General features: G+C 66.0%; 24 protein-coding genes and 3 pseudogenes. 3 read left to right on the top strand and 24 right to left on the bottom strand.

Annotated elements, in window-relative coordinates; translation table 11 throughout:
* Window positions 1-2: 2 nt before the first annotated feature.
* From AVHM3334_RS16965 to AVHM3334_RS16850, 24 genes and pseudogenes are all read right to left on the bottom strand, one after another.
* Window positions 3-1,238 (bottom strand): TraU family protein, encoded by a 1,236-nt coding sequence (locus AVHM3334_RS16965; RefSeq protein WP_284414219.1) that lies wholly within the window; start codon window positions 1,236-1,238, stop codon window positions 3-5.
* Between the two features lie 170 nt (window positions 1,239-1,408).
* Window positions 1,409-1,912 carry a TIGR03757 family integrating conjugative element protein gene (locus tag AVHM3334_RS16960; RefSeq protein WP_284414327.1) on the bottom strand — a complete coding sequence of 168 codons (504 nt, stop codon included), beginning with the start codon at window positions 1,910-1,912 and terminating at the stop codon, window positions 1,409-1,411.
* Between the two features lie 5 nt (window positions 1,913-1,917).
* The gene (locus AVHM3334_RS16955) at window positions 1,918-4,803 is read right to left on the bottom strand and encodes a conjugative transfer ATPase (protein ID WP_284414217.1); all 2,886 of its coding nucleotides are present in this window, start codon (window positions 4,801-4,803) and stop codon (window positions 1,918-1,920) included.
* Between the two features lie 34 nt (window positions 4,804-4,837).
* Window positions 4,838-5,347 carry a TIGR03751 family conjugal transfer lipoprotein gene (locus tag AVHM3334_RS16950; RefSeq protein ID WP_284414215.1) on the bottom strand — a complete coding sequence of 170 codons (510 nt, stop codon included), beginning with the start codon at window positions 5,345-5,347 and terminating at the stop codon, window positions 4,838-4,840.
* Window positions 5,334-6,917, bottom strand: coding sequence for a TIGR03752 family integrating conjugative element protein (locus tag AVHM3334_RS16945; protein ID WP_284414213.1), 1,584 nt, complete (start codon window positions 6,915-6,917; stop codon window positions 5,334-5,336). Before AVHM3334_RS16945 ends, AVHM3334_RS16950 begins: the two co-directional genes overlap by 14 nt.
* Window positions 6,918-6,931: 14 nt before the next feature.
* The gene (locus AVHM3334_RS16940) at window positions 6,932-7,144 is read right to left on the bottom strand and encodes a hypothetical protein (RefSeq protein WP_284414211.1); all 213 of its coding nucleotides are present in this window, start codon (window positions 7,142-7,144) and stop codon (window positions 6,932-6,934) included.
* A 68-nt stretch (window positions 7,145-7,212) separates the two neighbouring features.
* Window positions 7,213-8,325: a TIGR03749 family integrating conjugative element protein gene (locus AVHM3334_RS16935; RefSeq protein ID WP_284414210.1), complete on the bottom strand. Its 1,113-nt coding sequence runs from the start codon at window positions 8,323-8,325 to the stop codon at window positions 7,213-7,215.
* Window positions 8,322-9,158 carry a PFL_4703 family integrating conjugative element protein gene (locus AVHM3334_RS16930; RefSeq protein WP_284414208.1) on the bottom strand — a complete coding sequence of 279 codons (837 nt, stop codon included), beginning with the start codon at window positions 9,156-9,158 and terminating at the stop codon, window positions 8,322-8,324. Before AVHM3334_RS16930 ends, AVHM3334_RS16935 begins: the two co-directional genes overlap by 4 nt.
* A gap of 29 nt (window positions 9,159-9,187) precedes the next feature.
* Window positions 9,188-9,679 (bottom strand): TIGR03750 family conjugal transfer protein, encoded by a 492-nt coding sequence (locus tag AVHM3334_RS16925; RefSeq protein ID WP_284414207.1) that lies wholly within the window; start codon window positions 9,677-9,679, stop codon window positions 9,188-9,190.
* A gap of 18 nt (window positions 9,680-9,697) precedes the next feature.
* Window positions 9,698-10,123 carry a DUF2976 domain-containing protein gene (locus AVHM3334_RS16920; RefSeq protein WP_284414206.1) on the bottom strand — a complete coding sequence of 142 codons (426 nt, stop codon included), beginning with the start codon at window positions 10,121-10,123 and terminating at the stop codon, window positions 9,698-9,700.
* A 46-nt stretch (window positions 10,124-10,169) separates the two neighbouring features.
* Window positions 10,170-10,400, bottom strand: coding sequence for a DUF3262 family protein (locus AVHM3334_RS16915; protein WP_284414205.1), 231 nt, complete (start codon window positions 10,398-10,400; stop codon window positions 10,170-10,172).
* 37 nt (window positions 10,401-10,437) lie between these two features.
* Window positions 10,438-10,776, bottom strand: coding sequence for an integrative conjugative element protein, RAQPRD family (locus tag AVHM3334_RS16910; RefSeq protein WP_284414204.1), 339 nt, complete (start codon window positions 10,774-10,776; stop codon window positions 10,438-10,440).
* Window positions 10,777-10,833: 57 nt separating this feature from the next.
* A complete protein-coding gene (locus AVHM3334_RS16905) occupies window positions 10,834-11,628 on the bottom strand; it encodes a TIGR03747 family integrating conjugative element membrane protein (RefSeq protein WP_284414202.1) in 795 nt (264 codons plus the stop codon).
* 10 nt (window positions 11,629-11,638) lie between these two features.
* On the bottom strand, window positions 11,639-13,930 hold the full coding sequence (gene traD / locus AVHM3334_RS16900) for a type IV conjugative transfer system coupling protein TraD (protein WP_284414201.1): 2,292 nt from the start codon (window positions 13,928-13,930) through the stop codon (window positions 11,639-11,641).
* Window positions 13,927-14,445 carry a PFL_4695 family integrating conjugative element protein gene (locus AVHM3334_RS16895; protein ID WP_284414199.1) on the bottom strand — a complete coding sequence of 173 codons (519 nt, stop codon included), beginning with the start codon at window positions 14,443-14,445 and terminating at the stop codon, window positions 13,927-13,929. Before AVHM3334_RS16895 ends, traD begins: the two co-directional genes overlap by 4 nt.
* A gap of 25 nt (window positions 14,446-14,470) precedes the next feature.
* Window positions 14,471-15,229 (bottom strand): transglycosylase SLT domain-containing protein, encoded by a 759-nt coding sequence (locus AVHM3334_RS16890; RefSeq protein ID WP_284414197.1) that lies wholly within the window; start codon window positions 15,227-15,229, stop codon window positions 14,471-14,473.
* Window positions 15,229-15,792, bottom strand: a complete 564-nt coding sequence (locus AVHM3334_RS16885; protein ID WP_284414195.1) for a hypothetical protein — start codon at window positions 15,790-15,792, stop codon at window positions 15,229-15,231. The genes AVHM3334_RS16890 and AVHM3334_RS16885 overlap by 1 nt, the downstream gene beginning before the upstream one ends.
* Before the next feature lie 3 nt (window positions 15,793-15,795).
* Window positions 15,796-16,740 (bottom strand): hypothetical protein, encoded by a 945-nt coding sequence (locus AVHM3334_RS16880; RefSeq protein ID WP_284414193.1) that lies wholly within the window; start codon window positions 16,738-16,740, stop codon window positions 15,796-15,798.
* Window positions 16,724-17,293, bottom strand: coding sequence for a PFGI-1 class ICE element type IV pilus protein PilL2 (gene pilL2 / locus AVHM3334_RS16875; protein ID WP_284414191.1), 570 nt, complete (start codon window positions 17,291-17,293; stop codon window positions 16,724-16,726). Before pilL2 ends, AVHM3334_RS16880 begins: the two co-directional genes overlap by 17 nt.
* 578 nt (window positions 17,294-17,871) lie before the next feature.
* Window positions 17,872-18,063 (bottom strand): annotated as a pseudogene (locus tag AVHM3334_RS16870) (Tn3 family transposase); the annotation flags it as partial.
* 422 nt (window positions 18,064-18,485) lie between these two features.
* Window positions 18,486-18,752 carry a hypothetical protein gene (locus AVHM3334_RS16865; RefSeq protein WP_284414190.1) on the bottom strand — a complete coding sequence of 89 codons (267 nt, stop codon included), beginning with the start codon at window positions 18,750-18,752 and terminating at the stop codon, window positions 18,486-18,488.
* A gap of 30 nt (window positions 18,753-18,782) precedes the next feature.
* A pseudogene (locus AVHM3334_RS16860) lies at window positions 18,783-19,055 on the bottom strand (hypothetical protein).
* 5 nt (window positions 19,056-19,060) lie between these two features.
* Complete coding sequence (locus tag AVHM3334_RS16855) at window positions 19,061-19,384, bottom strand: hypothetical protein (RefSeq protein ID WP_284414188.1); 324 nt, start codon at window positions 19,382-19,384, stop codon at window positions 19,061-19,063.
* Between the two features lie 41 nt (window positions 19,385-19,425).
* Complete coding sequence (locus AVHM3334_RS16850; RefSeq protein WP_284414186.1) at window positions 19,426-19,824, bottom strand: XRE family transcriptional regulator; 399 nt, start codon at window positions 19,822-19,824, stop codon at window positions 19,426-19,428.
* Window positions 19,825-19,952: 128 nt separating this feature from the next.
* Here AVHM3334_RS16850 and AVHM3334_RS16845 point away from each other — a divergent pair, with 128 nt between their 5' ends.
* From AVHM3334_RS16845 to AVHM3334_RS16835, 3 genes and pseudogenes are all read left to right on the top strand, one after another.
* Window positions 19,953-20,537 carry a hypothetical protein gene (locus AVHM3334_RS16845; protein ID WP_284414184.1) on the top strand — a complete coding sequence of 195 codons (585 nt, stop codon included), beginning with the start codon at window positions 19,953-19,955 and terminating at the stop codon, window positions 20,535-20,537.
* A complete protein-coding gene (gene mobH / locus AVHM3334_RS16840; RefSeq protein WP_284414182.1) occupies window positions 20,534-23,191 on the top strand; it encodes a MobH family relaxase in 2,658 nt (885 codons plus the stop codon). The genes AVHM3334_RS16845 and mobH overlap by 4 nt, the downstream gene beginning before the upstream one ends.
* A 349-nt stretch (window positions 23,192-23,540) precedes the next feature.
* Window positions 23,541-23,647 (top strand): annotated as a pseudogene (locus tag AVHM3334_RS16835) (IS5/IS1182 family transposase); the annotation flags it as partial.

Genomic DNA, 23,647 nt, shown 5'->3' with positions numbered 1-23,647 from the left:
GGTCACGGGACCGAGAACAGGTAGATGCCGCGGCGCTGACAGCAGTCGTACTTGTTCCAGAGGTTCCAGACGTAGCCATTGACGGCACTGGTGCTGCCATCGCCGAAGGACAGCAGGGACAGAGAGTCGTTTTCGCCGAAGCGCACGCAGCTGGTGGTGGTGCGGGGATAGACCATCGACCATCGGGTGTCGGAGTCCTCGATGGAGGAGAAGTAGCGGAAATTGCCGTCTGCCTCCAGGCGATGGTAGATGTGGGGTTGCGCACGCTTTTTGATGATGCTGGCCACGCGCTCCGCGAGCACGGCCGAGGCCTTGACCGGGTGCTGCTGGACCACTTCCCCCGTGCGCGGATAGATGCTGCCCCAGGTACTGGCTATTGCCGAATGGCTCACCTCCTTGCGTGTGGGCACCCAGGCAGATGGGTACAGCATCTCCACCGGTAGGATGCCGCGCCAAAAGAGCGCATCGAGTTCGGACTGGTAATGCAAGCCGAATGCGGAAGCACCGCCCGGACAGAACAGGCTGCCCACGCCCAGATCGGTGCTGCCGCCAGCGAGCGATGCGATCGACACGACCTGCTGCAGCGGCCCGAGATCGATGCCAGCGAGCGCTGCGGCATCCATGCCCAAGGTGGCCAGCCCACTGCTGGAGCCCAGAAAGCTGCCGACATTGCCGGCTGCGGACTGCAACTGCGACAGGCGCCCAGGAAGGCTCGTGATCTTGCCGATGATGTCCATCGGGGCCTTGGCCAGGCTGGCCGCGCCTTGAAGGACCGAGTTGGCCGCATCCATGGGCACGGACATCCATTCACGCTGGATGTTGGGGAGTTCTTCCGAAGGAAACTCCATCAGCTCCGTGATGCCCGGTATGCCGAACACAGAAGGAACGTTGGGCAAGGTGCCGCTCGCCAGCACGCTCGCCACCATGCCCACGGGGTTGCCGATGGCGTCGGCCCCCTTGAAGGTGGTGATCTCGGTGCCATCGCGGGCGGTATCGGCTGCAGAATCCAGCGGCATGCCGGCCATGGCCGAACCGATGCCGGCCATGGTGGCGGCGATCGGCTTGCCCACCTCCAGCCAGGGATGCATCAGCGGGTCGTTGTAGGTACTCACGATTGCATCGGGCAAATAATGGCTCACGCGGATCGAGGAGAGGATGGCGCAGCCCTTGATCGTGCAGCGCAGGAAGAAGCACATTCCCTTGACCTGGTAGGACAGGCAACTGGGGAAAGATTGCAAGGTGGCGGTCAGGATTGCCACTGTGTTGGTGGTCTGCGCGAGAGCTGCGTGGGGCGCCAGAGCGAATGCGCCACAAAGTGCGACTCCAACGGTGGCTGATCGCAGCGGCGCCAGGACGCGCAGGGCGCGGCACCAGGACGAGGATGAGGATGAGGGCTTCGAAGGCTTCGTCATTTCGGCCCCCTCGGCCCAGAGGCTGGTCGAGCGCGCTGGAAAGCAGCAAGCGCGGCATCCACGTCGGTCATCCCGAACACCACGGTCTGACGGTTCACGACGATGGCCGGCAGCCGGTCGATGCGGTAGTGCATCGCCAGGGTGATGCCATTGGCCGCGTTGGCCACCACGGGCTGCATCTGCCGGCGGATGCGCGCTTCGTTCGCAGCGAGCCAGGCGCGGGCATCGGCCTCGTTTTGCGGTAATCCCTGGTTGATGGACTGCTGCACGCGCGCCATGGCGTCCAGGCGGTAGATGTCGAGCTTGAACCGGTCCGAGCGCTGCGGGGTCACCAGCATGGCCGAGTTGGCGAACACCTCCACCTGCGTGATGCCCCGGTACAGGTCATCGCCCAGGAGGACCTGGTTCGCCTGGCTGGTTTGTGCTGGGGACAGGGTGGCCCCCATGAGCAGCGGCAAGGCCAGCGCGCAGGACCATGCTTTGGAGCGGATCGCTTGCATCGCGCTCACCCGCGCGCCTTCACGAGTTCCTCTGCCACAAGCATGGCCGCCTCCAGCTCGGTGCAGCCGTGCTGGTCCATGAGTCGGCGCCGGTGCGCCTTCTCATGGCCTTCGGTCATGGCCAGGGCGATGGGTAGCGCAGGCGGGACGTTGCGAAACAGCATCTGGCCGAGCGCAGAGATGATGACGCCCTCGGTGTACTTGGGCGGCTCCTTGCGGGCGGACTCCATCAGGTGGCGCTGCTCGGGCGTGAGGCTGCGAAACCGTGCGACCTCGGCGATCTCAGAGCGGTCCATCGTGAGAAGCATCCAGTATTCGCACATGGAGAGCACCCGCTCCATGGAGTCCGGGAAATCCTGCAAATTCTGCGTAGCCAGCCAGAACCAGATGTTCAGCTTTCGCCACATCTTGGTGCCCTTGGCGATCTTGGGGCCCAGCAGCTCGTTGGTGGTGATCAAGTGGCCCTCATCGGTGAGGAACACGATGGGACGCCCCTCGGCCTGCGTGCGCTCGCCGCGAGACTGCACCGAGTCGATGAGGCTGGTGTAGGCCACCGCCAGGGCGTCGCCATAGCCGTCCTGCGTCAGGGTGCCCATCTCGATGAGGGTCACGTCCGCGTCTGGCCAGTCCTGGCCCTCGCGATTGAAGAGCTTGCCGCGCAGCGCCTGAGTGAAGGTCATCATGGACTGGCCCATTTCTTCCGCGCGCATCTGGCGTGGACCGGAGAGCGTATCGTCACGGTGCATGCCCATGAGTTCGATGGCCACGTCCTGGGTCAGCGGGTGCGTACGGCCCTCCTTTCGGCAGCGCACGGACGCGCGGATGATCGCCCGCGAGACGAGGTAGCGGTCAGCACGGCCCATGCGTGCGACCTCCTGTTTTTCTCCGCCGGTGATCATCATGATGGCGGCGATCAGCATCTCGCCCAGCAGATCGCGCCGCTCCGTCCCTTCGTCATCGTGATCTTCTGCAGGCGTGGCCGTTGCGGCCTGGGTGCCCGAGGGCTCCTCATCCAATTCGCCGATCAGGATGTCGATGCCCTCGTCGTCCGGCACGCCGGCGTTGACCCGGGCCTGCTGCTCGGCCGCGTTGTAGGAGGACATGACATCGGGATCGTCCAGCAGCCGCAGGGCATGCACGAAGGGCGGCAGCGAAACGTCCGCTTCGCTCGTGAGCGTGACATGGTGGGTGGACAGGCCCATGCCCTTGAAGTACGCGAGCAGCAGTTCGAAGGAGCGACCCGCGTCCACGATCACAAGGCGCGGCTTGTGGATGGCCATGGTCATCATGGCCAGGTAGTTGAGCGTGGCCGACTTGCCCGCGCCAGTAGGGCCCAGCACGAGCATGTGGGCGTTCTTCTTCCTGTCCCGCCGGTTCAGCGGATCGACCCAGAGCGGCTCGCCGCCGCGGTTCCAGAACCACATGCCCGGATGGGGCGTGCCGCGCGCCCGTCCATACACGGGCAGCAGCGCGGCGGCGTGGGATGCGAAGGTCAGGCGTGAGCGGCGCAGTGAACGATTGTCGAATGCCGGATCGAAGTTGAAGGGCAGCCCGCGCATGAAGGTGTCCAGGGGCACCAGGTCGTGCTTGGAATCGATGAACCGCAGGCCCGAGGGCACGAGCAGCGCATTGACCTGGGAGATCTGCTGCTCCAGGTCGGCGGTGTCGTGTCCGCTCACGTAGAGCGTCATCATCATTGGGTAGAGCTTGTCCCCTTGCACCATCCGGGCGAGGACCTGCTCGCACTCGCGGTGCGTCTCCATGGCAGCAGCGGACTTGGCGCGCGAGGCATCGCGGATGCGCTCGATGTGGCGCTCCAGCTGGTGCTGCGGCTGCACGGTGAGAGAGATGGAAAGCATGGCGCCGGCGGGCAGGCGGTCCAGGCGCGCGAAACTCTCCTTGCCGCTTTGCAGTTCGGCCGAGAAGTGACCGATCTGCGGCTGGCTGCGCATGCTCTGCAGCGCCAGTGCCTTCACGGGCACGCCATCATCGAACTCGAAGGTGCCGGCCGCCAGGTCGGACTTCGGGGGCGAGAGGTTGAGCAGGTCCGACAGGTCGCAGCCGAACAGGGGCGCTTGGGGCCACACCGTGCCAGCATCGCCGGGGTAGGGCGCCTGGCGTAGCAAGTCAGTGGGCGTGTTGGCCCAGGGTACTGCCCTGTTGAAGAACGGCAGCAGCCATTCGTAGAGGTCGCGGCCGGTGCAGCGGCGCGCGGCGACACCCGCCTCGCTGAAGGTGGACATCAGGGTGATCGCCACCGACTCGATCTGCGCGGTGGGCGGCGCCGGGTCGTCGGCCAGCCCGGCGAAGCGCTTGTAGATGCAGCAGCGCACGCGCCGCACCTGGCCGCGCCAGACCTGGCCCGTGACCAGCGTGTCGGTGAACAGGCCCTGCGGGCGGGAGACCAGATCCAGGTGCCTGGACATCTCGGCCAGGACCGACTGGGTGAAGCGGGAGTCCAGGATGGCGCGGCAGCGCTCGGGGTACTCCTTGTGCTGTTCAGCGATGTAGTCGCTCAATGCGCCCGCCAGCGGCCCCAGGTTGCGATCGTCGTTGGCGAAGAACTGCACGATCCAGGGCGATGCGTCCGACTCGGGCAGCGCCTGCAGGGCCTCCTGCACCTTGAGGGCATGCTCGGCCAGGAACTCCGCGGCCTGCGCCTCCGTGGGGATGGCCGACAGCTCGAACATCGCGCCGAGGGTGGCGCCATCCTTGAGCACGAACACCCTGTCTTCGCCTTGATAGGCGACGTAGGGCAGCATGTCGGTGAAGGAGGGCGGGCGCAGGGCCATGCGCCGGCGCTCTGCGACGGTCTGGCCGCTGGATGGCGTTGAGGCGGCGCCGGCAGGTGTCACTGGCGCGCGCTTAGGTCGGAGAAAATCAAAGAGCATCGTGCTTGGGTCGTCGTTGGCTGCGGTGGTGATGTCAGCGAGAGGCGCTGGTGCTGGCTTGACCCTGCACGGAGTTACCGCTGCGCAGGTCTTGCTCGACCTCCCCCGGCAGCGCATAGAACGTCTGCTCGTACATCGGGAAGGTGGTCACGTAGCCGGGCACTGGGTAGGTACCGCGCGCCAGGTGCGGATAGACCACCATGACCAGATCGGGGTTGGGCACACGGGCGAAGCGCTGGCGCATGGGCTCCAGGGCGGACCAGTAGCGGCGTGTGTCGGCGTCACCCGCGGCGATGGGCCTGGCGGTCGATGCCCCGCGCAGGCGGTCCTGCGCGGTCTGCGTGCGGGCAGGCTCGCCCGTTCCATCTTCCTTGGAAGCCAAGGCCTTGCCGCGGTAGATGTCCAGCACGGTCGGACTGCCGCGGGTGACCTCGTTGATGGGCGATTCCCGGTTTCCGGTGACCGAGCAGCCGGTGCCCAGCAGGACCAGGGACAAACAGGCTGCAGGCATCAGACGTGTTGGGATGGGGTCATTCGAGACCATGGCGTTCTCCTCGTGCGATTTGGGTGCCGCCCTGCTGGCGATGCACCAGGCGGCGGGCATTGACGGCTTTGTCCAGGCGGATTTCCTGGTCCAGGTGGATGACGAGCTGCTTGCCGGATGGCACGATCACGGCATCGAAGCTGTTGCGAAGGCGCTGGAGCATCCACTGGGTCACTTCGTCGGTGGCGCCGCTCACGGCCTGGCCCATGGCAAAGCGCCCCCGGTCCCCCGTGATCGAGGAGGACGTCGATCCGTCGTTGTTGTTGCGCTGGGTGCGCTGCGCGTCGGCGAAGGCCTGGCCGGCCACACCGAGGCCGCGCAGCATGCTGATGTCGGTGAGGTAGCTCGCCGCGTTGGTCACGAACTTGCCCGGGATGCAAGGGTTGCCGTGCAGGTCAGAGATGAAGCCGATGTCGCCGCCCGAGGAGCCGCTCGATCCGCTCCCCGTTGAGATGCCGCCGCCCCGGTTGCGGGAAGACACGGTGCGCACCGTGCCGTCGTTGAAGACGAAGGTGATCGAGCGCACCTTGCCCTCGGAACACGACAGCGCCATGTCCCCGATGGCAACTCCAGTCACGATCATGCCGGCGATGTCGGGAGGCAACTCCCAGCCGCTGGCGGCGAGGTTGTCGCGCCCGACCATGGCCTTGAACTGCATGGGGTCCGTCACCCGGCCATCGATGGGCACCCGACCGATGAGGCTGGTCATGGCGGTGACGCCTGCGAGCGTGGAGTTCTCTGGAAGGGTGAAGAACGGCGTGTCTTCGGCCTTCTGCGCGGCGGCTCTTGCGGCCTGCGTGGCAGGCCCTGCTGGCCCTGCAATGCCGGCGTCGCCGCTAGCCTGGGTGGTTCGCACGAACCGCGTCGTGGCCACGGCGCCCGATCCCCGCGCGGGGTCCACGTGCGCGACGTAGCCCATGGGGGTCATGAGCTTGTACTGCACCACACCCGTGGGCGTGACGGCCTGGGTGCCGGCAGCGGTCCCCGCATCGGACCATCCAGCACTGGTAGCGCGCGAGCCGTGCGCAGCCTGCGATCCCGTGGAGGGCCCGCGCGTGATCGGCGAACTGGGCGAACTGGGCAGGCCCTTCATGAGCGTGTCCGCGGCCTCGGCGGCGGTGTCGATCGCGTTCCCCAGCACGGATTTGTCGGCGGCAGGGGGATCGATGGCGGTGGCGGACGTACTGGAGTTGCCGGTGGCCTGCGGTGCCGGCACGGACGCGGCACTCGGGTTGTTGGCCGCTCCCTGGCCGCCCGGCCCCGCAGTACCACCCAGGCGCCGGTTCTCCTCGGTCAGGCGGTTGTTCGTCTCGATGATCTTGGCCACGTCCTGGCGCAGTTGCGTGTTGCTGGCCACCACGGTGGCGAGCGTCTCGGCCGGCGTGTCGTTGTCGGCGCCGGTTGCCTTCGGGAGGGCGGTCTTTGCCTTGGCAGGATCGGGGACAGACTTCATGGGGGCGTCCGCCTTCGGCTGGGCGGGTCCGGAGAACTGCTGGTACAGCACGCCGACGATCACGACGACGCCGACGGTGCCCAGGAGGGGGATAAGTTTGTTGCTGGTGGTGGCCATCGACTTGCCTTGCGTCAAGACCGCGCGAGCATGCGCGCTTGATCCAGATTCCACTTGGCAACTTCGTGCATCGTGGTGCCGCGTTGCCCTCCCTGGGCAAAGAATCCAGCTTCGCGCAATAGCTGCTTTGCATTCACACGATGCTGGTTTTTTCGCTTGCGCTTGTCTGCGCTGTAGCCCATCTTGATTGCCCTGTCATCCCTGAGCAGTCTGTTCTTTGGAGTCATAAAAATCGCTCCTATCCTTCAATTAGCAAAGCAGCAAATGCGTGAGCGCAAATGCATGCTGAATTCCGTTAAAGACAAGCCTCAAAGGCGCGTTCGCACACCAGATAGAGGGCGGTGGTGTCCCAGTCGCTGCCGGCCGGGCCGATGCGCCCGTGCTGCGCGGTCGCGGAGATCCAGCGGCCCCGGATGTCTTCCAGCGGCAGTTCCAGAGGGATTCTTGCGCGGTTGGTTACGCGCACGGCCGTCACGTACAGGTTGCCCGAGCGCCACTGGCCCAGGGGCGCGGCCTCCACCTGGGCGCCACGCAGCAGGCCGGAGACGGGCTTCGTGGCCACCTCGACCTGCCGTACGCCAGGCAGGTCGTAGCCCAAGCGCCGCGGCGCATAGAGCATCCGGGCCGCATAGCGGGTGAGTTGCACCATGTCGGCCGCAGGCTGCTCCGGCTCTGCCTCCTTGGTTGCAGTTGCGGGCGACGCACCAGATGCCGCTGATGCAGCCAATGCCGTGGGGCCGGACTTGCCCGGCTCGACCACGAACACCTCCAGCTCGGAAGTGGCCGAAGCCGTACTCTCGCCCGCAACGAGGTCCATCGGAATCTGCTGGCCGCTGTCCACCAGTTCCGCGACGATGCGCAAGGTGGTGAAGGGGACGAGGGCGGTGGCATACAGGGTGCGGTCGATCACCTCCAGGCGCGCCACCGACTCCATGTCCCGGGGGACATGCAGCGCGGCGGGCGCCGGCAGCGTGATGAGCCGCTCACGGCCCACGGGCAGGGGCACCGCTATGGGCGCGCGCTCGAAGACCGCACGCTCCACGCCGGCGCGGGCGGCGGCGCCCGTGGCGGGCGGGCGGCGGGTGCGGGCAGCTGAGGAGCTACCAGCGCGCGCCGCCTGGGCGGCCGCCCGCGCAGGCGAGTCGGCTCCGAATGAACCAGGCTGCGGGCTGGCACCCGATGGAGACAGATCCTGTCCCAGGTCGATGTCATTCCTGCCAGCGGGCTTGCCGCCCCCTTGCGCACTGCTTTGCGGCCCGGCGTCGATCATGTCCGGAGGAACGTTGGCCAGGGAGAGCTGACGGACCTCCTGCGCCTGCGACAGGGAGGGCGACATCGAACCCGCCACCACCGCGGCCAGCGCAGTGAGTCGGTAAGTGAATCGGTGCATGGTGCGTTGAAACATCATTGGGAAGCGGAGGAGGAATTGCTGGGCGCAATGGACGAGGTACTGGCAGGCGCAGACGCGGCAGCGCCCTGTGCCTGCAGGGGAGTGGCTTGGGGACTGTTGGGGTCCACACGCTGGTCGGCCGTGCGCGGGAGGGCCGCGGGCGTGAGGGTGGTGGGCAGCTTGGGCGCGGCCTGGCCGCTACGCACCGCCTGCACCTCGCTCATCTCCAAGCGCGCCGGACGGTTGGCGCCGTAGCAGTCGATGGCCATGCGCCAGGGATTCTTCTCGCGGTCCACGTCGTAGCGGACGATGCGCAGCGGGTAGCGGATGAACGCATCCTTGACGCTCTGGCCCCGGAAACTCTCCATGAGCTGCATGTCCAGCAGCACGGTCCAGGCATCCGGGCCGTCCGCGACCACGCGCGCGCTGGAGTAACCGAAGCCGGGAATCTCGGTCATCTGCCGCGTGCGCGAGCGCAACTCGCCGCTGTTGTAGCGCGACTGCATGTCCGCTTCGAGCTGGGCCCGGCAGGCTGGCGTCACGAAGGCCTGCAGGTTGAAGATCTGCGAGCCATAGTCCTTGGCGCCATCGGCCTGCCAGCGGTTGACCTGCTGCCAGATGTAGTAGGCGAAGCCATAGACGTTGGTGTCGGGCACGGGCGCGTTGCCGCCGTCCACGTGCACGCTGTCACCGGCCTTCACGTTGGGTGCCAGGTGCAGGTCCAGGTTCTTGGGCATGGCGTGGGCGTAGTACATGCCCAGGGCGCCCAGGGCTGCGACGATGAGGATCGCGTGGCGCAGCGTGGCGTTCTGTGCCCGGGCCGAGGCCAGGGCGTCGAGGTAGGGATTCATGGTGTCGGTGGCTCAGTTGATCGGGCGGATCAATCCGGTCGGTGATGTGTGTCGGCAGGGGATTGGCCGTGCGAATCCCTGCGCACCTCCCTCGGTGGCCGCAAGGGAGAGGCGAGCGAGCCCTCGAAGGAGCGCCCCAGGTCCCACCAGCCCTCGTGCCCGATGAAGCGGCACCGGACCCATCCCCGGCGAGCGGCCCACAGGTGCAGGTACTGGGTGTAGTAGCCATCGGGCCGGCCGCGCTTGATGCGCGCCAGCCAGGTCGAGGAGAACCACAGCACCGCCATGGGCCCGAAGATCGCGAGCATCAGCATGACCTGCCACAGGCCCGTGAACGTGGTGACGATGGCGCCCATGAACAGACAGGCAGCGAGTGCCGCGGCCGCGATCACCTTGGCCTCGGTCGTGGTCATCCCGTTGAAGATCGATGGCTCGACGTTCACGTGAGCGGTCAGCGGGGCCCCGCGCGAAGCTGCAAAGTGCTGCGGTGCGTCTGGATGGCTGTCGGGAGTGCGGGGCATTCAGCGCGACTTGCCGGTTCACTTGATGGTTTCCAGCGCGTAGGTCACCATGATCACCATGAACCCACCGAGTACGCCGGCCATGATGAAGTACTCCACCAGGTCGGCTTTCTCGGCTTTTCCCGCGGTGTAGGCGCGCCATTTCGCGATCGAGCCGGCAACGACATGGATGAATCCATAGCCCACGATGATGAGGCCCAGAATGATGAGGCCGGCCTTCATCAGGGCGCCCATGTTGCCCAGCCAGTCGCCATCGGCGACCGTGCCGCCGCCGATGGCCTCGCCGGGCTTGGGCAGGGTGGGCAGCGCCGCCAAGGCAGGCGTGCACATCAGGGCCACGGCAGGAGCGAGCAGTGCACGGGCTGCGCGGTCCCGGGCGATGAAAAGGGTGTTGCGGGCGAGCGCCTGGAGGCTCTGCAGACGGTGGAATCGGGACGATGGCATGTGGATGGGTCCTTCTGTGAAAGTGGGATGAAAAAACGGTCGCGGGCTAGACCACGACGTACAAGACGAGCGAGAGCAGCACCATGGCCTTGACGCCGGCGATGGTGGCCTGCATCGCGGTGACGCGCTCGTGGCGGTAGGCATCCATGAGCTGCATCACGATCCAGGCGAAGAAGGTCAGGACCACGGCGCTCACGATCAGCGTGAGCGTGGTCTTGAAAGCCGCAGGATCGGCGCCGGAGCCGGCGCGGAAGGCCTCGCGCATGGTCTGGTTCATGGTGGTCGTGGTGGTTGCAGAGGGCGTACGAGCTGGATCACTGGCGGTAGTCGCCGCGCAGCGGGGCCACGGGCCGTGGCTGGCGCGGGGTGTCGGTGTGTCGCTCAATGCCCTCTCGGAGCATTTGCAAGTCGCTGGCCAGCCAGTCGTAGCGGAACTTGACACGCTGGCCGGTGGGCGCATCCTGCGCGGCGGTGGCCACCATGGCCTGCACGCGCTCGATCTCGTGCGCGATGCGTGCCAGGTGTTCGCGCTCGGTGTCCTCGTCGCCGGCGTGCGCGGGAGCGGTTGCGGCAGCGCCCGCCGCCAGCAGCAGGGCGATCAGCCAGGCGCTGCGGCAGCGTTGGCCAGTGCTATGAAGGGGAGGGGATTGCATTGGGATTCTTCTCCTGATGAACGTGATGAACGTGGTAGGTGGCGCCGTCAGACGTACTTAGACGTACTTCTTGAACGCGGCCACGGTGGTCGAGAGGGTGGCGGCGACGAGGACGGTGAAGACGAGGACCATGTAGGCGGGGTTGAAGCCGCCGAAGGGCCAGGTGAGATACAGGCCGAAGCCGCCGGTGAGCGACCAGGCGGTGTAGCGCTTGGCGTGGTGATAGACGAACGAGCTCTCGCGCCCGCCGCCCCAGCGGCGCAGGTCGCGGCGCACCAGGCCATCGACGGCCCCCACCAGGCAGGCGAGGACGAAGGCGGGCAGGGCAAAGAGCGCCACCGACATGCGCAGCAGCACGTCCTGCGCGACGTACATCGAGACCAGCGCCCATTGCGACAGGAGCTTGCCCATGGAGCGGCTGACCTGGCCCACCCCCTTGGACAAGGGACTGCCCTCGCGCGGATTGCCACCGACTGCGGCGGTGGCGTGCGATGGCGTGGGCTCGGTTGCCGCCTGCGGACCGTTGAAGCGCGCATACCAGCGCAGCACGCCGAGCCGCTCGTAGGGCATCTGCACCCACCGCACGATCCGCTGGGAGAACGCCACCGTATCGGGCACCAGGAGGCTGCGCGGCGCGGCGGCGATGTATCCCAGGTCCTGCTCCACCAGCGTGCGCGCATGGAGCACCCCCTCGTCCTTCCACAGCAAGTACATGCCGCCGATCTCGATGAGGATGCCCACGAACCAGGAGAACAGGGCCACGAAGGTCAGGCCGATGCCGATCTCCAGCACGAGTTCGACGGGGCCGCGCGTGCGGGGCCGCACCGGTCCCTTGGGAGGCGCGTCGCTCATGGCAGCTCCTTCATGATCCGTGCCTCATGATCTGACCCAGGGCGGTGCTGGTCATCGCGGCCTCATTCACAGCGGTTTCATGTGTACCGCCCTCATTGGCACCCGAGTCCTCCTGCGCCAGATCGGTGGCGATCAGGTCCGCAGCCGCAGCGCCCAGCGGCTGCGCGGCCATCCAGTCGCCCATCCAGTCCGTCTCCTTGGCCCATTGCTCGCTGGTGCGGTAGCGGTTGCGCATGTCGCTGGCCACCTTCTTGAGCGACTCGGGAACGAACGGATCGTTGGTGGAATCGGCCAGCGGGATGCGGATCTTGAAGCGTCGGTTGCCCTCCAGCAACGCAAACGCCTGGCCCTGAGGCAGGCTGAGAAGGTCGGCCGCCTCGATCATCGCCACCTTGGTGGTGGTCACGATGTCGTCGTTGCGGGACGTGAAGTCCACGCCCGTGCCTTGCGCTGCCGTGTCGGTGACGCCGGACATGGGCGTGAGGTGCACGACCTCCACCTGCGGTACCTGTTCGGCCAGCAGGTTGGCCGTGGTGACCGAACGCACCTGCAGCATCACTAAATGATTGAAGTTGTCCAGGATCTGCCCGGCCTTGGCCTTGTCGCCCACGCGCGCCTCGATGTCGAACATCGACTGCGTGTAGGCCGTGATCCGAAACCCCGACCCGCCCAGCTTGTTGACCATGGGGACAAATTCGGGGCCCGCGATCTCATTGACCTCATCGAAGTGGCAGCACACCGTGGGCAGTTGCAGCTTGCCTTGCGGGTGGTGCGGATCGAGGCCGGTCTTGTAGAGCTTGCCGCCCACGCTCACGAGGTCGGCGAGCATGGAGTTGCCCACGGCCGAGGACACCACCGAGTCGGACAGCGCATCCAGGCCCACATAGACGATGCCGCCCTGGCGCATCACGGTCATCCAGTCGAAGACCGGCCGCTTGTCGCTGGCATCGAAGTAGTCCGGGGAGATCAGCTTGCCCACGGCGCCGGTGGTGAGCTTTTCCAGGAACGGCCCGAGGCTGGCGATGATCTTCTCGTAGAACGAGCGCTCATAGCTGAACGCGGCGGCGAGACCCCGTAGCACGGTGTCCTCGACCTTGGAGTCCTTGATCCACAGGAACATGGCCACCAAGTCCGGGGAGCGATCTGCCAGGCTGCGCGGCACGGCCGGGCCACCTTTGGTGCCTACGACGGCTTCGAGGGCGGCGACCCGTTTCTCCCAATCGGTGACTTGGCCCTGCGATGCCAGGCGCGTGAAGATCATGCGGGCGTAGTCCATGAACAGCCCGTCGATGCCGGTCACGTCTTTCAGCAGCGTCTCGTAGGTCGGCACGCGACCGAGAGCCACCTGGGCCTGCGCCACGATGTTGGTGAAGCGCCAGGAGAACTCCTTGAACGCGGCCGAGTTGCCAGAGGACGGCAGGGCATTGGTCGCGCGCGTGGCCACCTCGGTGATGCGCGCGAAATTGCCGATGCCGTTGTAGCGCGCAGAAATCTCTGGGTAGCCCAAGTGGAACAGGTAGAACTGGTCCAGCCGGCCTGCGCGGGCGGCTTCCGCATACAGGCGCAGCATGAGTTCCGCATCGCCCTTGGGATCGATCACGATGGTCACGTGGCCCGCGTGGATGTCCTGGGTGGCGAACATCTCCAGCATGCGCGTCTTGCCCACGCGCGTGGTGCCCATGACGATCATGTGGCCGGAACGCGAGGACTGGCGCATCTTGACGGGGCCTTCCTGCAGGGCACCCACGCCGTGAAGGATAGGCGAGCCGCCCAGGTCAGGATAGGAGCGCAAGGGATTGAACCAGGCCTCGCTGGCCAGGGCGCCCGCGAGGGCGCGCACGAGCAAGGTGGGCTCGGAGGGATTCTTGCGCAGCTTCGCCTGCATGTCCTCGTTGAGCTTCGTGCCCCAGCGGCGCATGGCGACCTCTGTGGCGCTGGGCTTCACGAACGGCTCCGCTTCCGTGCGCGTGGCATCCCGCTTGCGCTGCGTGTGCAGCTGCGTCCACTCGAAGCCCTCGCCCAGGTAATACTCGTCCTTGCCCACCGGGATCTTGGACGGCGAGATGCGCGTGACCTTGTAATACTTCATGTAGTGCTGGTAGCGCAGGATCTGCAGCGCCTGCGCCAAGCGCTGGTAGCCGAAGCCGAAGGCGATGGCTGCCGCGACCCAGCCCAGCAGGGGCGGCATCATCAGGGCCCAGGGCGCCACGATGGCCACCAGGGCCACGCCCCAGGCCATCGCCACGCTCCACAACTCGATCGGCGGGCGCAGCAGCGCCTCCAGGACCGCGTGGTTCTTCATGGCGTGCCTTTCCCGAGATCGGCCTCGGCACCGTCGAAGATGATCTGGCGCGCCCGGCCATCGAGGTCGATGAGGACGGGGTAGATGGCAACGCCGGCCGCCCGCATGCGGGACTCCAGCCATGGGCTCTGCGCGGGCGCCACCGGCACGCCGGCTGCTGCGCGCTGCAGCGCCTTGAACTCGTCTTCGCTGCCGGCGGCGACGACGATCACCGCGGCACCAAGGCCACGCAGACGGTCCTGGTGCAGCTGCAGCCACTGCAGTGATGCCCAGTCGGTGCCCATCACCACGATGGGCTGGGTCATCCAGCGGGCGTTGAAAACGGCCACTCCCTCGGTGGTCAGCACGCCCTGGCGCAGGCTCGTGCGCAGCGGGAAAGTCATGCCCTGCATCACCCCTTGCTGGTCCTCACCGCCAACCAGCGCGGCCAGGTAGGGGGCCACGGGCACGGTGGCATCGCTGCCATGGATCTGTTGCAGTGCGGGCTGGCCAGCGTTCGCTGTAGCAGTCCACATCAGTGCGGAAGCCAAAAGAATTGGATCAAGCCTGTGCACGCAAAGCCTCCGAAGATGGACGCGGCACGCTGTGCAGTATTGCGGCCACGGACACGCCCATGCGCCCCAGTCGCTGGAGCACCTGATCGGCATAGCGCGCACCGCGCGCGAGGGTCTCGTGGGTGTTGTCCGATCCCGTGTGATAGAGCGCGATGGCGCGGCGCCAGTTGCCGCCCGCCTCGAAATGCCCGCGCAGGATCTGCGCGCCCACGGCGAGGTTGGGGTAGGGATCGAGGGCGCGCTCGGGCTGCTGGAGCTTGTCGCCATGCCAGTGCCAGTTGACCTGCATCGCTCCGATGTCGATGTTGGTCACGCGGCGGGCGATGAAGCCCTTGAGTGCGGCCAGCGTCTCGGGGTAGTCGGCGTAGCGCAGTCCCTGTCCACGCACGCACAGCGTCCACGGGTAGGGCAGGGTGCGCTCGCCGAACTTGAGCTTGGATTCCTGCAGGGCGACGCCGAAGAGCAGCCAGGGCGGGACGCCCATGCGCCCTGCGGTGACCGCGTAGGCCTTCGGTGGGTGACTCTGCACCATGGATGCGGAGAGCATGTCCTGTACTACGGGTTCGATGCGGCGCATCGCAGCGGTCGGCGTGCGCGAGATCTGCGCGCCTGTCGGCTCGATCCGCGTCACATCCTCGGGCCGGTAGGGCAACCATGGGCCGTTGGGCTCTGCACCCAAAACACAAGCGGGCATGCCCGCCAGCAAGCCCAGCACCATGGATCGGCGTGGCAGCATCGTCTGCATCAACGGACCTTTGCCGCTTTCGGTGCGCTGGCGCCTGGTGCGGTATCGACCACCAGCGAGCGCGGCACGTTGAGCATGTCCGCCGTGCCGATGGGCGCGGCCACCTTGGCCTGGCCGCTGAAGTCGATGACAGGCTCGTTGGGGTACATCCGCGCCATGGCCTCGGTGAAGGCGGCATTCCAGGCGAGAGAGCGCTCCACGTCCGCGTGGAAGGTGCGGGCGAACATCTCGGCGTACTTGCGGCGCTCCGCATCGCTGCGCGCGTGGATGCCCAGCGCCTCCACGGGCGAGAGGTTCTCCACGGAGAAGGACTTGCGAGGGCCCTGCAGCAGGACCTTGGCGCGCAGCATTTCTTCGGACGACAGGCCCCAGATGGAGGCGATGAGCTGGTCGTTCTCGTCCAGAACGGTGCCCGTGCGGTCGGCGCCGGCCCGCTGGCTCGTCACCTCCTGCGTGCGCTGCTGCTGGGTCTTGGCCTGGGCGATGGCGAGCTGGTTGGCACCCAGGGTGGTGCCCAGGGCGATCAGACAGGCAAGGACAGACCGTGAGTGCGTCGGTCGCATGGTTTATTGGCCCTCCACGGACAGCTGGACCAGACGGCCCTGGCCCACGTCGAACGTTGCGCGGCGCGCCGCCACGTCGATGGCCTTGAGCGTGATGCCGTTGTAGGAGTCGCCCTGTTGCAGCACCCGCACGCGCTGGTCCGCAGCCTCGCCGGTGCCCACGACGATGGAAGGACGGCCGTCCCAGAGGTCAACGGACAGTAACTGGCCGGCGAGCGTCGGCGTCTCTGGCTGGATCGCAGTCGCAGGCTTGGCGGCTGGGGAGCGGGGCCGGACCTGGGGACGAGTTGCCGTGACCGCAGCGGGCGCGTTGGTAGCCGCCTGGTTCGCAGGACGCTGCGTCAGCAGCGACTCGATGCGCGCGAGCTGGGACTCCAGGCGTTCCAGGCGCTGGTCCTGGGCATCTGTGGCTGTCGCCGCGCCGGCGTCGATGGCGGGCAGTTCCGGGTGCGTCGGCTCTGGCAAGGCCTGCGGCGCCACTGCGCTCGCGGCAGCCACGGAGGGCGATGCCTGCTGCTGCGGCGCCGCCGCGTCGAGGCTGGCCGCAGCCGAAGCTGGATCGGCCTGGGCTGCATCAGCCGTGGCCGCAGGTTCGGCCGGTTGGGCCAGTGCGGCCGGCTCGGGCGCCAGCGGGGCGTCCGAGCGCATCCAGCGGCCGTAGGCCATCCAGGCGATCAGGGCCAGCAGCAGGACCATGATCAAGGTTGTGGCCTTGCCGAATGGCCGGCGCCGGCGAGCAGCGTCATCCGCTGACGCTTGCGGGTCGTTGCCCAGCGGCATCGCGGCCGTGTCGGGGTGCCATGCCCGGGCGGCATCCTGTCCGTCGGTCGGCTGGCTGTCCTGGCGGTGCACGTCGTCCTGGTGGTCCAGCAGGAGGTCGATCTCGTGATCCTGGTGGGCCTTATGGCCGGGCGCTTGCGCCGTGTCGTACTCAACGTGCTGTTGCATCGCGGGCCTCCTGCGCAGTGGTCGGTGCGGTGTTGCGTGCAGCATCGAGCGGCGTTCCCGGCAGCGACTGAGCAGCCCGTTCGGGCACGGGCTGCGTGGTGGCTACCGAAGCTTGGCCGGCATCGGTGCTGGCCTGCGTCAGTTGCGCATAGGCCGGCACCACGGTGAACCACAGGCGCCGCTGCACCGGATCGTGGTGCCACTGCCAGGTGGTACCAAGGAGGAGGTCCAGGATGTCCTGTACCCGGTACGGACCCAGCACCCGCTGCGACTCGGGCAGCGGCAGCGCCAGGAAGCGCGTCGCCTCGGGCGAGAGCGCGGCGACGTCCACCATCTGCCAGCCCGTGCGCAGGAGCGTGTGGCGCACGGCGTCCCCCACGGTCCTCACCTGCTGGCGCGGGAAGGTGATGGTGGCGAAAACGGCGAGCGGGTCGCTCGCGCTTGCCACCGGCGCCGCCTGCTGCGTGCTGTAGCGGCCGATGCGCACTGATCCATCTCCCACTGCCTGCGCTTGGGCCGGCATCGCCAGCCAGCCAAGCACTCCGATCGCCATGCCCATCACCGCAACCCGTGCCGCTGCACTTGCCACCCTTGCATGCGCCTGCCCCATGAATCCACCACCTGTAGAGAAAACGCCCGCAAGCCAAAGAGGCTGCGGGCCAAAGACGTCACCCATCCGGGAAAACGTCGCCAATGGCCGGCAGTGTCTTTTTTGTAGGTGGCGCCCTCAAGCCGAAACCCTCCGCTACGTGGCAGACGGTTTACGCTTGACGGACGTTCCGTCAGGTGGTAGGCAAGAAAAGCTGCGGAATTCTGTGAAATACCGTGAATGAAAGGCGCATGGAGGAGAAAGGCGTCCCCCGAGGGCGGGTGCCTACGGGCAAAGGACTTTCTACAGGAGAAGGGGCCTATCCAAAGGGCGTGCGTCCTCCTAAATCGTCGGACGCACGAAAGGGCTTACGGGGACAGGGAAAAGGGCTTTTACGGGAGATGAGTCATGGGCCGGCGGCGGGGCGCCGGCCCATGATCCCGAAAGGCCCCGCGGAACTCCAGGCCGCACGACAAGCCCGGCAGCGCCCCTGGGTGGGGTCTGGGGAGCAACGGAACAGCGAACCGACTTAAGCGTCACATTTACTCCTCCCTTTTACTCAAGGGTCGTAACTCCCCGCGCGCGACGGCCTCTGGCACCGCGAACGAATAGCGCCCGAGCATGTTGATGTGCTCGTGCCCGAATGGTGACAAGCGTGCTTCGTCTTCTGGCCGCACCGGATAACCCTCGTGGCGTAATTGCTCCAGCACAGCGTCCGCGTACAGGGTGTTCCATCGCCAGCGACGCGGACGACCGTCACTGCTTCTCGGAGAGTGATGCCCGCATGGAAGGAGCCGACCGCCACTGGTGATGCTCAGGGCTTAAGTCGGTTGGCTGTTCCATTGCTCCCCGGACCCCTGGTTGGGTGATGAAAGGGGAGAGCCATACCGCCGCGACTAATGCCGACTCGTAGTATATTGTATTGAAATACAACATACAACAAGAGTATTCAGCAGGCGTTGCCGGAGAGGTGAATCCGCCCAGCCTATCGACGGCTGATGGGGGCAGCGTCGAGTTGACCCAGCGGCAAGCGTTTCCACGCACAAATGCCGCTCCTGCTCGCGTTAGAACCTTCCCCAGTTCTGGCCAATCACACTGGCGCAGCGGGAAGAAAAAAGCCCGCATGAGGCGGGCCGAAGGGGTGGAGTAACTTGATTCAGTGCCAGAGTTTGGTGATCGTGGCAAAGAGGCCAACAGCAGCGAACATGGTGCCGACGCACCATTTGATGATTTCGGCCTGCGCCTGGGCTATCTTGACTTCCAGGGCACCTTTTGCCTCATGCAAGTCCCCTCTGGTCGCCAACTGGGCTGCGTGCAAGGAATAGCGCTTGTCAATTTCCTTGTTAATTGAATCGACGACTGCCCGCGCCTTGTCAGCTGGGACATTGACAGCAGTGAGAGCTTCGTAGATTTCCAGTTCCATGCTGCCAGTTTACCCCCCAACCACGCAAACTCAACGCTCCCGACCTGGAGCGATCTGGATCGTCCCCACACCTGTTGCTCGCCGAGGCGAGAGCCAATGCACCCACAGTCCCCGCATCCAGGCGATCGCGTACAGCACACACACCACGAAGATGCCCCATTATCCGGCTTGCCAGGCGGCATAGAACCAGAAGGGTTGACCCAACATGCCGAAGATGCAGGCCCACCGGGCTTGCGCTGGATCACGGGACTGCGAGAGCCAAGCGGCGGCTGCGCCCAAGATGGCGATGGCGATCTGGTCCATGGTGTTCAGGCCGGCCGAACCTCGAAGTAGCCTTCCTCGGCCTCGCCCTGCAGTTCGCGCAGGCCAGCCTGGCGGGCTGCTGCGGCGGCCTTGGCCCAGCGGTTGATCGTCGCAAGGGCCCGCCCTCGGGCCTCGGGCGAGTCATCGCCACCGTCCTCTTGCTCCTGGATGCTTTGCACCGCCAGGAACGCTTGCACGACCCCATCGGCTCCATCCAGCAGACGCTCCAGGGTCTTCGCATAGGCCGACTCTGCGGCGATGCGCTCGCTCGCGGGCAGAGCGGGACAGTCGCACAGTGCAACGGTGTATCGGGTGTCTATGACATTCATGGAGCCCTCCAAAAGCTGTATGAAATGCCAGTATATCGATACTACCTTGCCTCATTTGCACGGGCGATGGCAAGTATCACCTCCCGCGCTATGCGCCGCGGCGCAACGGGCAGAGCAAGGAATGCCTCGACAGCCAGCCGGTCCTCGTGTGACATGGGCCGTGGTTTCGACATCTTCGGCGAGGGAGTGGCGGAACCTTGCATGAGTTCATGCACAGACACTTCCAACCAGTCGGAGAGCACTTGCAGCTTAGAGTAACTGGGAATGGTCTCACCCATCAGCCATCGGCGCACCCCATGCAGCGTGAGGGGTTTGTCCGCTGGGTTTCGGCTGTTGAATTCCCGCTGGAGTACGGCGGGTTTGGCCGCGTAACCGGAATTTTCCATCGCATCTCGCAGTCGGCGCGCAAACCGCTGCTTCATGTCGGGCTGCTGTCTCATCAAGAATTCCCTTTATTTCGTTTTGCTTATCAGATCAAGGCGATACCGGCAAGCGTAAACCCTCCGCTATCTCGCGCAGGGTTCTCGCTGGCCCGAACCGCCAGTCGTCCCTACAGTGCTGCGCCATCATGGAAGAAGCACTGGACCCGGAATTCTCGCCTACGCCCCCGCGTCAACCGCGGCTGAGGGCGCAGCACAGCAACCCTGCGCCCAACGCGGGATGGCCACATTCCGGACGCGATGCGCTGGATCATGCCCATGCTGTCTATTCGATCGTGCAGCATCTGTCCACCCTGGGCCTGGCCGGCTGGACATCGAGGCTGCTGCAATGGCTGGGTCGCTACGATGGTCTGGAGCGACACCTGGAGGACTGGCAGGCGCCCAACATCTGCGTGCGCGACGTGTTGCTGCGGCACGTCTGCCGCATCCCCGGCGAAGCTGCCGCAGGTTTGGATTTGCGGGTGGCACACGCACGCAGGCTCGCCATCGTGCAGGATCTGCTGACCTTGGACCTGGTGCGCGTGCGCGCCTGGTGGGGCAATGAACACCGGCCCGAGGCATCAGCGTGCTTGTGGAGTCCGCTGGAGCAGTGCTGGCTGGACTTTATCGAGATACCGCATGGGAAGCAGGACTGGCTTTGCGTCGATGACAGCCGCCCGGCATCCAAGCCCTGGCTGGAGCAACTCTCCCGCTACCTGCTGGCCCCCGCATGAAGCGATCGCTCGAATGGCTTCGCAGCCGATGGGGCGATGCAGGCCGATTGCTTGGCGGGCAGGGTGCGCCCGCACGCGCCTCCCTTCCCGCAACGGCACCCACACCGGCCACACCCAGCATACCCACCACGCCGAGGCGCATCGCGGTGGAGGGCTCGGAGCAAGGGTGGCTGCGCCTGTTGCCCGCCGACGAGCTGCTAGTGTGCGTGAACGCGGACAAGGCCATGCAGGACATGTGGCGGCAGTCGCGCCTGGCGCAAAGCGTGTGGCAGCGAGACCTGCTGCCCGCGATCCACCGCTACGCAGAGATGGTGCAGCTGATGCCGGCGTCCGAGGCCCATCACCACGCGCATGTGGGCGGGCTGCTGGCCCACACGCTGGAGATGCTCCTGGCGGCCATGACCTGGCGTAACGGGCATTTCCTGCCCGAGGGTGCGCCCATTGAGCAGATCGACGCGGAGCGCGACGAGTGGACCTACGTGGTGTTCTTCGCCGCGCTGCTGCACGACATCGCCAAGCCCATGACCGATCTGCGCGTGACCTGGCGCACGCCGGGGGCGACGGAGCGCACTCGGTGGAACCCGATCGGGGGACCGATGACTCGGATAGAGCAGGGCAGGGCTGCGGAATACCTCGTGGAGTTCGCCCCGAAATCCGCGCGGGACTACGGCGCGCATTCGCGCCTGGCGGTCACACTGCTGGGACAGGTCGCGCCGGCAACGGCGATGACGTTGCTCGCGCGCCGGCCGCACACTCTGGAGGCTCTGACCCGCTACCTCTCGGGCACCAAGGACGGACTGGTGGCAAGCATCGTTGGGCGCGCCGATCAGGCATCGACCCAGCGGGCGTTGCTACACGGCAGCCGGGCGCGATTCACCACCAGCAATGCGATCCCGCTCATCGACCTGTTGATGCATGCGGTGAAGGCCATGCTGCGCGCGGGCACCGCGCTGCCCTTGAACCGTTCGGGCGCGGCCGGCTGGGTGCATGACGGCTCGATGTGGTTCGTGGCCAAGCGCCTGGCAGATGGCGTACGCACCTGGATCAAGGACCATGCCCCCGAGGAGGCCGTGCCGGGCGAGGCCAAGAACGACCGGCTGTTCGACACCTGGCAGGAGTACGGCTGCATCGAGGTCAACCCGCACAGCGGCCAGGCGATCTGGTACGTGACGGTGCAGGGCCAGGCACAGGATGCAGCAGGCCAGCAGGAAGCTGCCGCAACGCATCAGGACACGGCTGCAACAGGCTACAGCCACTCGCTGACCATGCTGAGGTTTCCGCTGGCCAAGCTCTACGATGATCCGAGCCAGTACCCGCAAGCGATGGCCGGCAGCATCGTGGTGCGAGAAAAACGCAAGGATGAAGCAGGCGATGCTGCGCCGGAGGATGGGGCAGGGCATGTATCGGTGCAGCAGGGTACCGAACGCGCTGATGCAGCGAATGCATTGGGGCAATCAGACAACGATGCGGCAGATCTCGCGCCAGCGCCCCAACCTGCGGCAACTCACACGCACGAAGCTGGAGCAAAACCCAACAAGCCCAAGGCTGCGGCAACTTCGCCCAAACACAGCGAGAACCAGCTCAAGGCCCCCGTCTTCAACCGGCCCAAGCCCAAGCCTGCGGCAGGATCGAACGGCAATGCGCAGGAGACTGCGGCAACTCCTGCAGCGGTCACACAAGAAACTGCGCCAGCATCAGCCGCCCCGGTCCCGGCATCAGTGCCAGGACCTGCCGCTTCCGTGCCGGCCAAACCGCCTGCCCAGGCGAAAGCGCCCCAACGCCCAGAGCCCGCGTTCCCGCACTTGGACGATGTGATCCGCATCGGGGGCAAGGACGACGGCTTCGACGTTGATGGGGGATGGCTGGACGAGGACGATGACGTGCGTTCTGCAGCGCCCGCGCCGGTGCGGCCCAGCGCGCCGGCGGCGTCATCCAGGCCAGCTCCGGTAGCACCCAAAAATGCCCCAACGCCGAACGGCAAGAAGGCTCCTACAGCGCCAGCACCGGCCCAAGGCCAGAGCCAGGCCGCAGCCAAACCCAAGGTTGCATCAACGTCGAAGGTGCCCGCGGCGGCACCGACGCCGGCGTCCCAGCGGGAGACGGCACCATCGACGGCCACGCCCCAGCAGCGGCCCGAGGCCGGCTTCGTGCGTCCGCTGTTCGGCTCGGCCCCTGAGACTTCGGCGCGCACTCAACCCACGCCGGTGGTCCTGGCGCCGCACCTGCCCGAGCTACCCCACGAAGCGGCCGCCCGCAAGGCCGAGCCCAGCGAGGTGGCCATCGCCTTCATGCGCTGGCTGCAAAACGGCCTGGCCAGCCGCGAGATCAAGCACAACGAGACCGGCGCCGCCGTGCACTTCGTGGACGAAGGCATGGCGCTCGTCTCGCCGCTGATCTTCAAGCTCTACGCCCGCGAGACCGGGCCCGCCGATCAAGCCGACGCGACGGGCCTGCAAGTGCAGCGCGAGGTCATCAAGGCCGGCTGGCACCGCATGACCTCGGGCCAGGGCAAGGGCCGCGTGAACATCCTGCGCTACCAGGTCATGGGCCGAGGCGGCGCGAGTGTCGGGCGGCTCGCCGCCGTCGTGCTGGCCGAACCGGACCGCTGGGTCGTGCCGGTGCCGCCGGCCAATCCTGTGCTCAAGCTGGAGTAAGCATCATCCAGCGGTAAAAGTAAGTTCCGAGTCAGAAAAGATTCGTCTTGACACAAAACCGGTCTTTCAACAATTGACATGCATCGCTGGATGCAACTACAGTCCACACCGTGCGATTCAGCGCTGAGGTGGTCGAAACTACTTTTATCTGCATCTATCTGTCGGGATATTGATCCCATTTTTTAATATCTCCTGACTAGATACGATGTATATTATGTAAAATTACTAAATCTTGATTGATTGTATTTGCGGGTTTCAACGGCTTTGTTGGACAAACCGGAAAAGGCCGAGAGAACCCTAACCCTAAGAACGTGTTCACGATCTTTGTTTGATCACTGACAATGACGAGGTGCGAACCAAGAAATATCCCAGCGATACGAGCCGCGAGCAATTCGAGATCATCAAGCCGATGCTGGAGAGTGCGCGCAAGAAAACCAAACCACGCACCGTTGACTT

This window comes from Acidovorax sp. SUPP3334 (genome assembly GCF_030159055.1).
Classification (GTDB): Bacteria; Pseudomonadota; Gammaproteobacteria; order Burkholderiales; family Burkholderiaceae_C; genus Paracidovorax.
This window is presented reverse-complemented; position numbering and strand designations above follow the sequence as displayed.

Excerpts from the sequence above, each read along its gene's own strand:
- AVHM3334_RS16960 (WP_284414327.1), bottom strand. The coding sequence starts at position 1,912 with ATGCAAGCGATCCGCTCCAAAGCATGGTCCTGCGCGCTGGCCTTGCCG.
- AVHM3334_RS16955 (WP_284414217.1), bottom strand. The coding sequence starts at position 4,803 with ATGCTCTTTGATTTTCTCCGACCTAAGCGCGCGCCAGTGACACCTGCC.
- AVHM3334_RS16950 (WP_284414215.1), bottom strand. The coding sequence starts at position 5,347 with ATGGTCTCGAATGACCCCATCCCAACACGTCTGATGCCTGCAGCCTGT.
- AVHM3334_RS16945 (WP_284414213.1), bottom strand. The coding sequence starts at position 6,917 with ATGGCCACCACCAGCAACAAACTTATCCCCCTCCTGGGCACCGTCGGC.
- AVHM3334_RS16940 (WP_284414211.1), bottom strand. The coding sequence starts at position 7,144 with ATGACTCCAAAGAACAGACTGCTCAGGGATGACAGGGCAATCAAGATG.
- AVHM3334_RS16935 (WP_284414210.1), bottom strand. The coding sequence starts at position 8,325 with ATGATGTTTCAACGCACCATGCACCGATTCACTTACCGACTCACTGCG.
- AVHM3334_RS16930 (WP_284414208.1), bottom strand. The coding sequence starts at position 9,158 with ATGAATCCCTACCTCGACGCCCTGGCCTCGGCCCGGGCACAGAACGCC.
- AVHM3334_RS16925 (WP_284414207.1), bottom strand. The coding sequence starts at position 9,679 with ATGCCCCGCACTCCCGACAGCCATCCAGACGCACCGCAGCACTTTGCA.
- AVHM3334_RS16920 (WP_284414206.1), bottom strand. The coding sequence starts at position 10,123 with ATGCCATCGTCCCGATTCCACCGTCTGCAGAGCCTCCAGGCGCTCGCC.
- AVHM3334_RS16915 (WP_284414205.1), bottom strand. The coding sequence starts at position 10,400 with ATGAACCAGACCATGCGCGAGGCCTTCCGCGCCGGCTCCGGCGCCGAT.
- AVHM3334_RS16910 (WP_284414204.1), bottom strand. The coding sequence starts at position 10,776 with ATGCAATCCCCTCCCCTTCATAGCACTGGCCAACGCTGCCGCAGCGCC.
- AVHM3334_RS16905 (WP_284414202.1), bottom strand. The coding sequence starts at position 11,628 with ATGAGCGACGCGCCTCCCAAGGGACCGGTGCGGCCCCGCACGCGCGGC.
- traD (WP_284414201.1), bottom strand. The coding sequence starts at position 13,930 with ATGAAGAACCACGCGGTCCTGGAGGCGCTGCTGCGCCCGCCGATCGAG.
- AVHM3334_RS16895 (WP_284414199.1), bottom strand. The coding sequence starts at position 14,445 with ATGTGGACTGCTACAGCGAACGCTGGCCAGCCCGCACTGCAACAGATC.
- AVHM3334_RS16890 (WP_284414197.1), bottom strand. The coding sequence starts at position 15,229 with ATGCAGACGATGCTGCCACGCCGATCCATGGTGCTGGGCTTGCTGGCG.
- AVHM3334_RS16885 (WP_284414195.1), bottom strand. The coding sequence starts at position 15,792 with ATGCGACCGACGCACTCACGGTCTGTCCTTGCCTGTCTGATCGCCCTG.
- AVHM3334_RS16880 (WP_284414193.1), bottom strand. The coding sequence starts at position 16,740 with ATGCAACAGCACGTTGAGTACGACACGGCGCAAGCGCCCGGCCATAAG.
- pilL2 (WP_284414191.1), bottom strand. The coding sequence starts at position 17,293 with ATGGCGATCGGAGTGCTTGGCTGGCTGGCGATGCCGGCCCAAGCGCAG.
- AVHM3334_RS16865 (WP_284414190.1), bottom strand. The coding sequence starts at position 18,752 with ATGGAACTGGAAATCTACGAAGCTCTCACTGCTGTCAATGTCCCAGCT.
- AVHM3334_RS16855 (WP_284414188.1), bottom strand. The coding sequence starts at position 19,384 with ATGAATGTCATAGACACCCGATACACCGTTGCACTGTGCGACTGTCCC.
- AVHM3334_RS16850 (WP_284414186.1), bottom strand. The coding sequence starts at position 19,824 with ATGAGACAGCAGCCCGACATGAAGCAGCGGTTTGCGCGCCGACTGCGA.
- AVHM3334_RS16845 (WP_284414184.1), top strand. The coding sequence starts at position 19,953 with ATGGAAGAAGCACTGGACCCGGAATTCTCGCCTACGCCCCCGCGTCAA.
- mobH (WP_284414182.1), top strand. The coding sequence starts at position 20,534 with ATGAAGCGATCGCTCGAATGGCTTCGCAGCCGATGGGGCGATGCAGGC.